The organism is Caproicibacterium sp. NSD3 (assembly GCF_053613275.1).
In genome coordinates this window covers 1809862-1824076 of sequence record NZ_CM132119.1, presented here as the reverse complement: position 1 = coordinate 1824076, position 14215 = coordinate 1809862, and the positions used below count along the sequence as shown (strand labels likewise).

Genomic DNA, 14215 nt, shown 5'->3' with positions numbered 1-14215 from the left:
CGATTATATGCTGGATAAGATGGTGGGGTACACCCACTTCTTATCCGGTTTTTTTGTTGTAAGGATATAAAACTTTTCTAATTTTGTCGAAAATGCCTACGTGACATGTCATATATATTTGGTAAACTTAATTGTAATAAATATAGAAGAAGGAATTTGATTATTATGAAAAATGCGGACGATGGTGCAGCCATTGGCAAGTCTGATAAATTATGGTCGAAAGACTATATATTTTTAATGATCGCGAACTTTCTGCTGTTTTTTGCTGGGTGTTTACTTCTTACTGTTCTGCCGGTCTACTTAAAGCAAAACGGTGTGGGTGATTTTCAGATTGGCATCGTTGCAGCCGTATTTTACATAACATCCATGTTCATGCGGACTTTGACATCCAAAGTATCAGCCAGAGTCGGAAGAAAAGTATTGCTTCTGCTTGCAATGTTCGTTTTTGCGTGTTCCATGGTCGGGTATTACCTGTTTGCAGGAATGTCTATGATCATCATACTGAGACTGGTTCAGGGTCTTGGATTTGGCGCCTCGTCAACTCTTTATGGTTCAACGGTAGCCAGCACCATTCCCAATGAGAGAATGGGAGAGGGCATGGGCTTTTTTGGACTGGGAATTTCTGTCGCATACGTTCTGGGGCCATGTCTCGGCGCGGCGGCCATTTCACAGACATATTTTAAATGGGTATTTCTGTTGGCTGCGATGCTCGTTTTATTATCAATGCTGTTAACTCATTTCATTAAGGCGGATCATTTTGAACAATCAGCAGAAGATCAAACAAAAGAAACCCATTGGCTTTCAGATGTTGTTGAGCCGAAAGTGATTTTTGAATCTGTCTTTATCCTTTTACTCGGATTGTTGATGGGTGCCTGTGACACCTACATCGTTTTATATGCCAAGCAGATGAATATCACAAATATCTTTCTCTATTTCATCGTGACAACAATTGCAGAAATGTCTGCTAGAATTTTTTCCGGAAAGCTATACGACAAAAAAGGCATGAATATTCTGGTGATACCGGGGGCAATCATCGGTCTCATCGGCTGTATTGTTGCTGCACATGCAACCAACTTATTGATGCTCTGCATATTTGCACTGTTTTATGGAGCCTCTATCGGTATAATTTTCCCTGTAATGGAAGCGAGTGCAATGAAAAAAGTAAGCCCTGAACGTAGGATAGCCGCGAATGCCACCTTCTATAATTTTCTTGACATTGGTTCCGGGGTGGGTCCTTTGCTTTTTGGTGCTCTTGCGCAGTCCACAGGATATTCAAATATGTTTTTTCTCTCCGGCTCAATTTTTGTGGTCATGCTGGCAATCATATTGTTTAGGGGAATCATAAGCAGAAAGTAAAAGGCTACTAAAAGCAAAAATTAAAAGCGGGCCATTGTGGCCCGCTTTCACGTGTTGGCTATTTGTTCAACCCACAACAAAACCTTTCAACGAATAATTCAAGTCTGCTGCCTGTCTATAAGTTATTCGATTACAGCCCGAAGGCTGAAGAGGGAAATCGAACAACTTATTATAATCAGGCCGATGCTGTTGTAATCATCAAACATTTTATCTACCAAAGACGTTAAGTACTCCATGCAAAAGCATTGTTGAATAGCAGTTTTTAGTCTTGAAACGCAGTGCCCCTAAAACAATGCCGAAGCAAAGGCCCGTAATAACCTTCCATATGATAGCATTGGCCAGCCCTGTTTCCACATGAAAAGCGATCGTGTCAATGTACCCGAAATGCCAAACGGCAAACAGTAACGTTGACATAACATATGTGATCCACTCTTTCTTAAACAACGTATTAAGCTTATTCCACACAAATCCTCTAAATATTAGCTCTTCAAATACCGGTGTCACAATTGCAGAATAAATCAACAGAACGATTTCGGACGTACTATTGTTTTTCGTCAATATTGGTGTTGAGACAAACAAGGCAAATGCGATTACGGTAAAGATTATATAACCAGCCCCAAAGTGTTTTGGAAAAATAGACAGATCTATTCTTCTAAATTTGGCAACAAGCAAAATGAGCGCCGATAGCAGTACCATCGCAAAAAGCGAGGCAATTCTATCAGAGTAATATGTTCTATCAACAACAAGAAAATAAGCACTCTTTATTCCAATACGTAGCAATTGCAAGACAAATAAAAAACTGACTATCTTAAAAACAATTCCAACATAATTCCTACTCATACATCTACTCCATTACTCCATCTGATTCGATTATACAATCAAAGAGTATCATAAACATTATACAAAGTTCGTTGGTAATTCGAATAGTCCTTTCTACGTTAGCTAAAAGAACGTATCAAAATCACCGTTAGGGATTGGCCGCTCTAAGCCAAGTGTTTTCGGCCACATATTGGTATCTTCAATGATAAAGCCCATTAAGATTCCCATATGGCTATGCAGATGCCGATGTTGTGCTAAAATCAATGTGAAGCGAGTCCATTCACACTTATCCGGTTTTTGCAGCAAAATATCATCGGTCAGCGTATCATCATAATCGATGATTTTTTTCTTAATGAAATCAAAATAATGCCCGATTTTTTCCCGGCTAAGCCTTTTATTACTCTGTACATCAAGATTGTTAAGATCTTTTTCGTGAAAAGAGGGCTGATTATACACTCTCGGATTGATATACCATTGGTCCAATGAATGCAGCATGTGGTAGATGTGTTTCCACAAAGGCATTTCGCAATAGCATTTGTCCCAAAGTTCATCAGGAATACAAGCAATGACATTTTCAACTTCCCACAAAGCACGATTCGACTCATCTTTAATGATTTCAGTATAGTTAGATTCGTCCATTTTTTGTACCTCACTTTTAAACCGTTTATTCATGTTAATCATTCCATCTGCATTTTATCATATTGTGACTAACTTTTCTATTGGCTTAGTTTTCGGGGTCCAGGTCATCTACACCATCATTTTTAGGATTATTATCAGTAGCTTTTATCATTTCGGCTTTATCTGATTTTAGAAATGACATTGTACGAACCTGTGCGACAATTTCATTAGAATCAATGGTTTGTAATTCGTGACCTTTTGCCTCGATTGACCTGTTCTCGGATTTTGACGCAAAGACCAAATAGAAAAGCAACTCCTGGGATGACATTTCATAGCATAAGCGTTATACTAAATCATGCATTTTGAATTGTATATGATTTCTGTAATAACATTTTGAAAAAACACAAAGGAGCAGAAAGTGGATATCAAAATTTGCCAAAGCTTATGAACGGCTCAAGCTGTCCCTTTGGAAACCGTTTGAGCATGACCGGGACGGATACACAGAGCGAAAAACTGAATTTGTACGGAAGTATACACAGATGGCAATCGAGCAGTACGGAAAGGAGAAATATCGATGAATGATTGGTTTACAATAGACCATATTGATGCAGATACCCATATCATTAGCGAATACCGGCATTGGGAGGAAACGCACTGCTATCTTCTGACCGGTTCCGAACGCAGTCTTCTGATCGATACCGGCCTCGGTATTTGCAATATTGATGATGAAGTAAAAAAGTTGACGGACAAACCGGTTACCGCCGTCGCCACCCATATCCATTGGGATCATATGGGTGGTCTTAAATATTTTTCGGATTTTTATGCCCATGAGGCTGAATTGAACTGGCTTAACGGAGAATTCCCGCTGACTATGGAACAGATCAGGGGAATGGTAATTGACCGATGTGACCTGCCGGAAGGATATGACGTTAACAAATATGAGTTCTTTCAAGGTACTCCGACACGAATTTTGAAAGACGGCGACGTAATTGACATCGGAGGCCGAAGCATTCAGGTACTGCATACTCCCGGACATTCACCGGGGCATATGTGCTTTTGGGAAAAGGATCGCGGCTATCTTTTTACCGGTGACCTGGTCTACAAAGACACGCTGTTTGCCTACTATCCATCCACCGATCCGAAAGCGTATCTTGCTTCTCTGGAAAAGGTCGCGGCACTTCCCGTAAAACGTGTGTTCCCAGCACATCATACTTTGGACATTCAGCCTGAAATTTTGGTCCGGATGCGTGATGCTTTTCGGCAGCTCAAAGCCGAAGGAAAATTGCATCACGGCAGCGGAACATTTAATTACGGCGATTGGGCCGTATGGCTGTGATATATACTTAATTATAATGAAAATAAAGTCATCTAGAAGGGACTGATGATATGAGACTTGCCATTGCCGCTGCTCCATGCAAAGTTGTTTCGAATAGAGATTGCATGGAGTAATAATCTATTCGGGTAACTTTGCGCCTTTTCATTCTAAATTAAGGAGTAAAGTACCATGAAAAATAAAACTTTGATGTTAGGATTTTCTAAAACGGATATCACGCCATTTACACCGATAGAAACCGTAGGCTTTGGCCGCGCAGATGAGATGTCCCGCGGGATCCTGCATCCGCTTTCGGCACAGGTGGCCGTATGGCAACTAGGCGAAGAACGATGCTGTGTCATCACCATTGATCATATTGGCTTTTCAAAACAGCACGCAAACACTCTGCGGGACGAAGTGGGAAAAGCTCTGTGCATTCCCCGCGAAAAAATTATGCTCTGCTTTTCCCACTGCCATTCCGCGCCGAATGAAAGTGCTTCACCGGAGTATTACCGCTTCGTGTGCGGCCGTGTAAAAGATGCTGCTGCACGAGCCTTGCAGGATATGGTTTCCGTGAGTGCCGCATGGGGCAACGCTTTTACCGATATCGGGCTAAACCGGCGCAAAGGCTGTAATGCACTAGACAAACGAATCGGAATTCTGAAAATTTGCGATCCCAGAAGTGGTGAGCTAAAGCTTCTGCTGCTTCGCCTGACCGCACACAATAACGTATTGAAGGCGGATAACTATTTGATTTCCCCTGATTATTTCGGTGCTGTCCGGGATACTCTGAGTAAAGAATTCGGGTGTCCAATCATGGTGACACAAGGAGCATCAGGGAATGTTGTGCCGCGATATTTCAAATCTGCTATCAATCCGCCTGATGCTGATGATGAGCGTTTCATTCGCTCGGACACAGCGCTTGAAGATATGGCTAAAACTGTGCTGCGCGACGTAAAACCTGTTGCCATGTCCCTGCGTCCACAGAAAATTGATCAGCTTTCCATGTACTCGCGTCAGATCACATTGAAAGCAGATGTGCCGCCTTATCCGCGCGCCATGGAAATCGCAGATGAAGCCCGAAAATATTGCGGCATTGACGGTACGGATTGGCTAAAGCAAGTGCAGCACCTGCTCCAAAATGATATTCATCAGCAGACGGAGGAAATCGAAGTGCAATACTTCTCCCTCGGAGATGGTTGTCTGTGCGGCGTTGCAAACGAGATCATGGTGGAATTTGCTCTGCGTGTTTCAGAATCTCTCCACAACGATTTCTTTTATTTCGGCGGCTATACCAACGGCTGTACAGGTTATTTTCCAACGGAAGAGGAATTCGACAAGGGCGGTTATGAGGTTTACTGGTCGATGCTGATTTATTATGTCTATCACGGCCGAGTATTTCCCCTGCGCCGTGATTCGGCATCTGAGTTGATCCGGTTTGTTGCGGAGAAAGCTCCGAATATTCAGCACATTTTTTAAATGACAAGACGAGCAGCCTTAGCGGTTTGCTTGTCTTGCTTCATGATCTATGTAATTGGCGTAAAGCACATGTTATTCTTACAATTAAAAATGATTGGAATGATTATATGATATTTTTCGAAATGAGAGACATCTGGAAATAGGTGATGTAACAGACAACGGTGATATTTTGTGGTTTGAAAAACGAATGGAATTCTAATTGGTTATTTTATAAATTTAAGGAGTAGTTATTTTAATCATGATTGTGCTAATTCCCCTTTCATATAATGAACGAGAAATGTTTATCCAAAGAAATCAAGCAGCATTTATGAAGGCTGTTATTGAGAAATTTGGTCCGCAAACTGAAGAAGTTATATCGAGAGAAGATATATTATCTTCTCTAAACACTGAAACTGCCGAATCTTTCAACATTGTATTAGACGGGAAGATAGTTGGCGGTGTAGTTGTACAGATTGATAAGGATACAGGACATAATTCCTTGGATTTGTTGTTTGTTGACCCTGAAATTCATGGAAAAAATATCGGTTATACTGCTTGGAAGATGATAGAGAAAAAATACCCTGAAACAAAGATTTGGGAAACGCATACCCCATATTTTGAAACCAGAAATATTCACTTCTATGTTAATAAATGTGGATTTCATGTTGTCGAGTTCTATAATCCAAAGCATCCGGACCCTCATCAGGCGAATACTCCGGGGGAGAATTCTTCTTTAGATTTGAAAAGCAAATGAAATAAACAAATTCCAATTTATTAAGCAGATAACATCATCTTTTTGTTCCATGACGTCGAGAGGAGGATTTTGAATATGCCTTACGTGGCATATTCAAAGTCCTCCTTTACGCTTTAGATGGATTACATTATCAAATCAAAACTCTATTAACGAACTATCTATTCTGCGATACTATATACCAGTAATAAGTAATACAGAATATAAGCTATGCAGAGTAGAGAGGGGTAATTGTACTGGAAAACCTAACGAAAATGCTCAAAGGTGTGCTGGAGGGCTGTGTACTTGAAATTATAAGCCGCGGTGAAACCTATGGCTACGAGATCACGCGGCGTGGGAAAAAATAAAGACTAATCTTTGGCCACACTCAGATTTTACCGGCTGCAACCTTATGCCTATTCTTGACGGTGTGCTTGGCCTACTTGAAGAAGCGGCAGCGGATGGTCAGAGAGTCAGGGAGGTTTTAGGTGATGATATCAAGGGCTTCTGTTCAGCTCTGACCGGTGAAGAAGAGGCAAAGGCTTTTCGCGACAAGTGGCGCAAGCAACTCAACAAAAATATCGCGAAAAAATTAGGAAAATAGGAGGAACCATGAGCATACAGGATATTATCGAAGGCAAAAAAGAGTGGCGGGCACACATGGTGCGTGTCAAAGCGCTCCCGCAGGATTATCAGATTGTTTATAAAGAGATCCAGAAATATCTATTTAAGATCGGCCCTGCTGAACTGACCGAAAGTACGGGTCCCCTCTCAGAAGTTGTCGATCTTTTTGAAGAGGGCGCGGCATTGGGGGAAAATGTGCTTGAAGTGACGGGCAGTGACGTAGCGGCTTTCTGTGATGATTTAGTCAAAGATTCCAGAACTTATGCCGACATCTATCAAGAATCTGTTGATCGGGAAGTTAACAAGGCCATGAAAAAGGTTGCAGATAAAAAAGACGGCCATGGGGAAGGAAAAAGCAATTGAGGTGAAAGGGCTGCGAAAGTCTTTTCAGGACACGGAAGTCCTGAAGGGCGTCATGCTTTGGTGTTTCATGCATCGTATTTTCCGCAGCATGGACACCATCATCACCGTCACTGTCATGCCGATTGCGTTTATGCTCCTGTTCGTCTATGTGTTTGGCGGCACGATTCAAACCGGTACGGACAACTATGTGAATTATCTGTTGCCTGGTATCCTGCTGATTGCGATTGTGAGCGGAATCTATGCAAAGCGGTATCTTCGAACGATTCAATTGCGCGTTTGTCTCCGCTTTGGGGGCATGTGCTGACCTCACTGGTTTCCAACGCGATTTGGGTTATCGTCATCATTTTCGTCGCGCTCATTATGGGTTTTCGTTCGTCGGCAGGGGTATTGTCATGGCTTGCCGTGACCGGTATCCTCGTGTTGTTTGCGCTTGTACGGACAATGATCGCGGCAATTGCCGGACTATCCGCAAAATTGGTGGGCGGCGCAAGCGCCTTTATGCCGGGGCCTGTTCGCGCCTTTGCAGAAAATCAGCCAGTCACCTCCATCGTCGATGCAATACGCTCTCTGCTTGCGGGGCAGCCTTGTCGGTAATGACATCTGGACTGCGCTCACATGGTGTCTTGGCATCCTGATTGTTGCTTATGCTTTCGCAATGATGGCTTATAAACGGAAAGCAGCATAACAATTGGATCGATAAGCAGTCTATATCGGAGGACTTGATAGCAAGGCCTCCGATATTTTTATTGGCCGGATAGTCCATTGAAGCCTATTTTCCGCTATTCACATTCCTCGCTATTTCTTTAGACGGCTCAATTTCATAAAAAATGGTGTGCTCAGTAAGCTCCGACAATGATTCGGACAGGGACACCTAGCAGATCAGAATCCGAAAATTGAATCCCGGCGATGACAATTCTGTCATCATAGAGCGCTTCAATTCCTGCTTTCTGCAGTTCGTCGTAAAGAGTTTGCATATTCCTTTACAGCGGCGGTATCAGAACGGATAGCGATCAGATGGATCTGTCACGACGCAATAGACATTGTAAATTGTTGTTTATTGGTTTCTTTATAATGATGAAAGCATGTCAATTTTGCTCGTCCAACTTTGTTTTTACTTTTAAGATTAGACAATTCTATGAATTCAAGCACCTTCTGCGCTTTTTTTATTTTACAGTTCACAATTAAAATAGACGACACAAAAAGGGCCAAGAAACATTTTAGTTTCGTGGCCTAGGTGGTGCGAGTAATTCGAGCTATGAATGAATGGCCCATTCGTGACTATTTATCTTGTGTTTCTGAGTGCTTGTCTCAAATACTGTGTTTCACAAATTTGCACGATATGATGAAACAGGCTTTTTTATATATGGGCACTATTAATTGCTACTCAAAAAGGTATTTTAAACCGTTCTATCTTAATTACCGTTACTTTTGTAATAATGTCTCGAAGCTTTGTTCCATCAATTAAGAAGTCCAAAATTTCATTGAAAAAGAATGCCATTTTGTTTATGTAGGTTCTGGATAAAATGACTTTTGTTAATGAGTCATTTGCTCAATTTAGGGTTAGGCTTAATAAAGCCACTAAATAAAAAATTTAAATTAAACAATTAAATGGTACGGTCTATTACTGTAACTTTCGTAATCACGTCGCGTAGTAGGTCTTTGCCGACCATGTATTCTAGTACATCATCAGCGGAGTTACACCATTTTTCGGTTTCTGGCCTATTGGCTTCACTAATATTAATCTTTTCTTCGGGATGAGTGATAGTATATGTGATACTGTTCCAGATAAACTCCACTTCACCGCCATCATTTACACACCATTTGAAATTACTAATGGTTTTAAAATGGCTTTCATCAAGGCTATTTGCATGCACAATTTTATTCAAAATGTTTATCTCCTTAAAACCTTTAAATTTAGTTGCTCCGTTTGGATAATTGATAGGTGGTCCCACTAAAGGACTTCCTCTGTCTGGATCCCAACTAATGTTGTGGTCATGTGGCTTTTTTGTATGTTTATCTGCCCGGTTGTGGTCAGTGTAATGCCTTTCATATACTGCGCGGCTTTCCTCAGCTATTTTTGTGTAGATACGATATCCATTTTTAAAGGTTGTTTTAATTTCTCCTGGTTTTCCAAAAAATCGTTCGTCTTCCGGTTTCTTGGGTTTCCATTTTCCACCGTAGGCGCTGCCCATTCCAGTTTGTAAAGGTTATTATAGTTCTGATGATTTGCATTTAATATGATATTTTGCTGTTTTGCCGAAATTGTGAAACCGCAAGAATTTGTTTAGTATAGTTAGAGCAATATCATACAAGAGTAAAATCTTGGCTTGTGATATAATCAAATAGAAAACGATGAAAGAGGAGGAATACCTTTATGGAAAAAGAAATGAGGACTGTAAAATATGATACAGATCTTCATGTTGAAGCTTATCATTTTCAAGGGATCATGCAAAAATTTCCCAACCATTTTCATGAGTATTATGTAATTGGATTTATTGAAGGCGGAAAACGCCATTTGATCTGTAAAAATAAAGAATTCAATATAGAGCCTGGGGATTTATTACTATTCAATCCTCATGACAATCATACCTGTGAGCAAATTGATGGGAAAGCCCTGGACTACCGCTGTATCAATGTACAACCGGACATTATGCGCAAGGCAGTTTTTGAAATAACAGGAAAAAACGATTTGCCATATTTTACACCGCAGGTCGTTTTTCATAGCGATTTCATTCCATTATTAAGAGAATTGCATCTAATGATCATGCAGGAGGAAAAAGATTTTAGGAAAGAGGAAATATTCTTTTTTCTTCTAGAACAATTAATTGAAGAATATACAGAGCAGGGAGTCCCTCCATCAGACACTGAACAAAGCGCAGAAATCGAATCCATTTGTGACTTTTTAGAAGAAAACTACATGAAAAACATCACGCTAAATGATTTAAGCAATTTAACAGGACTGAGCAAGTATTATTTACTGCGCTCATTTACCAAACAAAAAGGAATTTCACCTTATAGCTATCTGGAAACAATACGAATCGATAAAGCTAAAAATCTTTTGAAGCAAGGAATCTTACCGATTGACGTGGCGTTACAAACAGGATTCACAGACCAAAGTCATTTTTCTCATTTTTTTAAAAAATTTATAAGCCTGACGCCAAAACAGTATATGAATATCTTCAAAGATATTAGCGGCTAGCTATTCACATAGAAAGGGTTTTTATGAATACGAACAAAGAATTGACTGGACATATATTTGCCACTATTACGATTTTAATTTGGGGTACGACTTTTATATCAACTAAAATACTGCTAAAGGTATTTTCTCCTATTGAAATACTGCTCTTAAGGTTTACTATAGGCTTTATTGCACTATCTGTTGTGTACCCTCATAGGCTAAAAACAAAAGACAGAAAGCAGGAATTGTATTTTGCAGCCGCGGGATTATGTGGTGTTACACTTTACTATTTATTAGAAAATATTGCCCTGACATACACCTTGGCTTCCAATGTGGGGGTTATTATTTCAATTGCTCCATTCTTTACAGGTATTTTTGCACACCTATTTTTAGAGGGTGAAAAACTAAAAATTCAATTCTTCATAGGCTTTTTTATTGCACTTGCCGGAATTTTCTTGATCAGTTTTAATGGATATAATGTCTTAAAATTAAATCCATTAGGAGATATTTTAGCTGTTTTAGCTGCTATTGTATGGGCCTTTTATTCTATCCTAACGAAGAAAATAAGTGGGTTTCAGTATAACACTATTCAAACAACGCGCAGAATTTTCTTTTATGGGCTGATATTTATGATACCAGCGTTATTTATATTCAGATTAAACCTGAAGTTGGATCCACTTGTTCAGCCAATTAATTTATTTAATATATTGTTTCTAGGCTTAGGAGCGTCTGCACTTTGTTTTGTGACATGGAATTCCGCAGTAAAATTATTGGGTGCAGTTAAAACCAGTGCTTATATTTATATGGTTCCTGTGATTACTGTCATTACTTCCGTTCTGGTGTTGCAGGAAAAAGTCACATATGTTTCTGTACTGGGAATTGCACTCACATTAGTAGGACTGTTTATTTCTGAAAATAGAATTTCTAAAAGAGCAAAAGGGGAGTTTGGAAATGAATGATTCCAATTTGGAATAATATCAGAAAAATCATCCCAATTTGCAATAATTACCTGACCTAGATTTTCTAACATGGTATAGCCAATTTTAGTTGAGGAACGATTTGAATAGTACTTGTTTTTTCTTGTTTCTTCAAATTAGTAACAGCATCTCTAATTTTCTTTGGAACCTTAGTTTCCCACCAATCTATTCCATATCGTTCGGACATACGTTCAACAATAAAATTACATATAATACAATGCAGTGTATACTGAAATATCTGTAGTTGCCGGAAGATGTATTTGAATATTATAACAGCGCCGTTTGTTTGTCCCTATTTATCCGGAGGCAACTGAAGCTAAGCCTGTCCTATGCTTAAATTCCGTGCCTTTCAGAACAGTACCTTTGTTTATTCCTCTATTGTTTTCTTTACCTTTGGAATACTGAACGCCATGGCAATCAGCGCACATACCACGTCAAATATGTATACAGCGGCAATTCCGTGTAAAAATGCGCCCACTTGAAAGTCGCCGGAAAGATTGCCGATGTTGATACTAGATGAAAAGGAAAATATCAACATGGAAAGCGTTGTGCCGGAAGATAATCCGATATAGCGGAACAATGCATTTGTGCTGCTTGCAATTCCAAGTTTATCTGTCGAAACGCTGCTCATAACCCTTGCGTTGTTTGGCGATTGAAAGATGGAAAGACCGATGCCAAGAATGCAAAGGAGAATGACCACTTCAAAATTGGAAGATGACTGATTCAAAGTTGTCAGAAGAAGCATGGCCGCCGCGGTAACGATCATTCCGACTATTGCAAGCGGACGATAGGTAATGCGGTCGGAAAGCCAACCGCTGAGCGGCGCCACAATTCCCATACTGATTGGATACGCCGAGAGTATCAGTCCGGAGTCGAGTGTGCTTAGCCTGAGAACATCTTGCAGATAGAACGGGATAAAAAGCATCGTGGAATTTAGGATGATGAAGCAGAAAAAGGCGGCAATTAAGCCGAATGAGAATTCCTTATTCTTGAAAAGTTTAAGATCCAATAAAGGATTTTTCGACCGCTTTTCCACTTTTATAAATACCAGCAGGAATATAGCCGCAATCATCACGGTAGGGATCAGACAGACAGCTGGCAGCACATTCTGCTGTGTAAATAATAAAGCCAAAAACAGAATCAGGATAAACAGGCTGAAAGAGACAGTCCCCATGATATCAAAGGACTTAATTTTTTCCCGTTTGGAAAATTTCGGCAAAAAAGCAAAAGACAGAATCGAGCCGATTATTCCTACGGGAACGTTAATCACAAAAATTGATGGCCAGCCAAACGCGCTGACCAGGATTCCGCCGAGGCTTGAACCGGCAATCGTTCCAATGGCCACCATGGTGCCTACAATTCCGAGAGCACGGCCTCTTTCGGAGGCCGGAAAAACACCGGAAACAATGCCCATCGACATGGAAAACATCCCCGATGAGCCGACCGCTTGAATGATGCGTGAAACTGTAAGCATGCCTAGGGTATGTGAAAAAGCGCAAAGCGCCGACCCAATGGCAAATAAGAGGGTGCCAAAGGCAAAAATATATTTTTGGCCTATGAATTCAGATAGTTTTCCAAATATCAGCAGGAGAAGTACGGTCGTAAGAAGGTAGGCCGATATAACCCACTGAATGGCATTGATCGAAACATTCATTTCCTGTGACATCACGGGCAGCGCCACATTGACGATTGTGCTGTTAAGCGTTCCCATAAAGGTCCCTATTGACGTAATTGCTAATATAATCCATTTTCTTGTGTTGTTGGTTTCCTGACTCAAACTGCTAACTTCCTTTTTCCTTTGATTTAATGAAACTCAGATGCTTATTTGTACAGCTAACTTTTTAATTTTACTCTTGTATTGAAACAAAAACAATAAATCAAATAGAGGTTTTTAACAAATAAGTTTCAATGCTGCATCCAACAGTTTGAAAGCAATATAAAATCAGCACAGAAAACTTCTATCACTCGCACTTTGAATGCGAGTGATCTTACAAAATTTGAAGTCCGCGAACCCTCACAAATACAGGCAAAACGAAAGGCCGGCGATTCAAAATCGCCAGCCTTTCTATGTGTCATTTGCTCGATTTAGATGCATACTTTGAGAACGAAACATATACGATTAACGAATGTTACCAGCCTTGATAAAAACATTGTTCTCAATCACGCATTTCTTTCCGGTGAATTTTACATTCAGTTCTTTACCTTCAATATACGTTTTCGTTACACGTACCAAAAGCTGTTTTGTATCCATTTCAACAAGATAATATGCACTCATATCGTTCAATGAATCTGCGGCCTGCAAGACTCCGGGCTGAACGATGAAATCAATAATTGACTCTGCTTTACTCAACTTCTTTTTCCTGACCAGAGGATAAATCGCTTTTGCCATAGGCCATTTATCCTTGACTACGGAATCGTACTTCGACCCGAACTTGCCGGTTTTCTGATATTGGTTCAGATTAATCTGTTCTCTTATGGTCGTAACGACAACATTTTCGGTACACTCCAATAACGAATCCACGCTAACATCAAACAGTTTAGCGATGAACTGCAAATTATTGATGTCAGGCGTACCACTGTCAGCTTCCCATTTTGTGATTGCCTGCCTTGATACACATAATTTTTCTGCCAGCTGTTCCTGAGATAAGCCGGCATTTTTTCTAAATGCTTTTATTTTTTCTCCTAAAGTCATTTTGGTTCCTCCTTATGTTCGTCTGATATAAAGAGAGCATATCTTTTTATATGCTAAAAGACAAGCAATGGTCTTTTACATTGATGCT

Annotated in this window: 15 protein-coding genes and 3 pseudogenes; 11 read left to right on the top strand and 7 right to left on the bottom strand. The window is 40.2% G+C overall.

Annotation, left to right across the window (positions count from 1 at the left end):
• Window positions 1–165 precede the first annotated feature (165 nt).
• A complete protein-coding gene (locus ACVS9P_RS08935; RefSeq protein WP_452103209.1) occupies window positions 166–1356 on the top strand; it encodes an MFS transporter in 1191 nt (396 codons plus the stop codon).
• A gap of 207 nt (window positions 1357–1563) precedes the next feature.
• Here the strand turns inward: ACVS9P_RS08935 and ACVS9P_RS08930 are convergent, their stop codons facing one another.
• The 3 genes from ACVS9P_RS08930 to ACVS9P_RS08920 form a co-directional block, all read right to left on the bottom strand.
• Window positions 1564–2196, bottom strand: coding sequence for a CPBP family intramembrane glutamic endopeptidase (locus ACVS9P_RS08930; protein ID WP_452103208.1), 633 nt, complete (start codon window positions 2194–2196; stop codon window positions 1564–1566).
• A gap of 102 nt (window positions 2197–2298) precedes the next feature.
• Window positions 2299–2814, bottom strand: a complete 516-nt coding sequence (locus tag ACVS9P_RS08925) for a hypothetical protein (RefSeq protein ID WP_452103207.1) — start codon at window positions 2812–2814, stop codon at window positions 2299–2301.
• Window positions 2815–2899: 85 nt separating this feature from the next.
• Complete coding sequence (locus ACVS9P_RS08920) at window positions 2900–3094, bottom strand: hypothetical protein (protein ID WP_452103206.1); 195 nt, start codon at window positions 3092–3094, stop codon at window positions 2900–2902.
• A 121-nt stretch (window positions 3095–3215) separates the two neighbouring features.
• On the opposite strand from ACVS9P_RS08920, the gene ACVS9P_RS08915 reads away from it, so the two are divergent.
• From ACVS9P_RS08915 to ACVS9P_RS08880, 8 genes and pseudogenes are all read left to right on the top strand, one after another.
• Window positions 3216–3371 carry a GrpB family protein gene (locus tag ACVS9P_RS08915; RefSeq protein ID WP_452104698.1) on the top strand — a complete coding sequence of 52 codons (156 nt, stop codon included), beginning with the start codon at window positions 3216–3218 and terminating at the stop codon, window positions 3369–3371.
• Window positions 3368–4129 carry an MBL fold metallo-hydrolase gene (locus ACVS9P_RS08910; protein WP_452103205.1) on the top strand — a complete coding sequence of 254 codons (762 nt, stop codon included), beginning with the start codon at window positions 3368–3370 and terminating at the stop codon, window positions 4127–4129. Before ACVS9P_RS08915 ends, ACVS9P_RS08910 begins: the two co-directional genes overlap by 4 nt.
• A 168-nt stretch (window positions 4130–4297) precedes the next feature.
• On the top strand, window positions 4298–5584 hold the full coding sequence (locus ACVS9P_RS08905) for an alkaline ceramidase (protein WP_452103204.1): 1287 nt from the start codon (window positions 4298–4300) through the stop codon (window positions 5582–5584).
• Between the two features lie 238 nt (window positions 5585–5822).
• Entirely contained in the window at window positions 5823–6317 is a 495-nt protein-coding gene (locus tag ACVS9P_RS08900) for a GNAT family N-acetyltransferase (protein WP_452103203.1), read from the top strand.
• Between the two features lie 251 nt (window positions 6318–6568).
• A pseudogene (locus ACVS9P_RS08895) lies at window positions 6569–6649 on the top strand (PadR family transcriptional regulator); the annotation flags it as partial.
• Window positions 6643–6897: pseudogene (locus ACVS9P_RS08890) on the top strand (DUF1048 domain-containing protein); the annotation flags it as partial. The pseudogenes ACVS9P_RS08895 and ACVS9P_RS08890, both read left to right, overlap by 7 nt.
• 8 nt (window positions 6898–6905) lie before the next feature.
• A complete protein-coding gene (locus ACVS9P_RS08885; protein ID WP_452103202.1) occupies window positions 6906–7280 on the top strand; it encodes a DUF1048 domain-containing protein in 375 nt (124 codons plus the stop codon).
• A 52-nt stretch (window positions 7281–7332) separates the two neighbouring features.
• Window positions 7333–7965 (top strand): annotated as a pseudogene (locus ACVS9P_RS08880) (ABC transporter permease).
• 151 nt (window positions 7966–8116) lie between these two features.
• Here ACVS9P_RS08880 and ACVS9P_RS08875 read toward each other — a convergent pair.
• Both ACVS9P_RS08875 and ACVS9P_RS08870 read right to left on the bottom strand, forming a co-directional pair.
• On the bottom strand, window positions 8117–8254 hold the full coding sequence (locus ACVS9P_RS08875; RefSeq protein WP_452103201.1) for a His/Gly/Thr/Pro-type tRNA ligase C-terminal domain-containing protein: 138 nt from the start codon (window positions 8252–8254) through the stop codon (window positions 8117–8119).
• Window positions 8255–8884: 630 nt separating this feature from the next.
• Window positions 8885–9472, bottom strand: coding sequence for a hypothetical protein (locus ACVS9P_RS08870; RefSeq protein ID WP_452103200.1), 588 nt, complete (start codon window positions 9470–9472; stop codon window positions 8885–8887).
• 182 nt (window positions 9473–9654) lie between these two features.
• On the opposite strand from ACVS9P_RS08870, the gene ACVS9P_RS08865 reads away from it, so the two are divergent.
• Window positions 9655–10479 (top strand): AraC family ligand binding domain-containing protein, encoded by an 825-nt coding sequence (locus tag ACVS9P_RS08865; protein WP_452103199.1) that lies wholly within the window; start codon window positions 9655–9657, stop codon window positions 10477–10479.
• Between the two features lie 23 nt (window positions 10480–10502).
• A complete protein-coding gene (locus ACVS9P_RS08860; RefSeq protein WP_452103198.1) occupies window positions 10503–11417 on the top strand; it encodes a DMT family transporter in 915 nt (304 codons plus the stop codon).
• Between the two features lie 385 nt (window positions 11418–11802).
• Here the strand turns inward: ACVS9P_RS08860 and ACVS9P_RS08855 are convergent, their stop codons facing one another.
• Entirely contained in the window at window positions 11803–13212 is a 1410-nt protein-coding gene (locus ACVS9P_RS08855; RefSeq protein ID WP_452103197.1) for an MFS transporter, read from the bottom strand.
• A gap of 342 nt (window positions 13213–13554) precedes the next feature.
• On the bottom strand, window positions 13555–14127 hold the full coding sequence (locus ACVS9P_RS08850) for a helix-turn-helix domain-containing protein (protein ID WP_452103196.1): 573 nt from the start codon (window positions 14125–14127) through the stop codon (window positions 13555–13557).
• Window positions 14128–14215 lie beyond the last annotated feature (88 nt).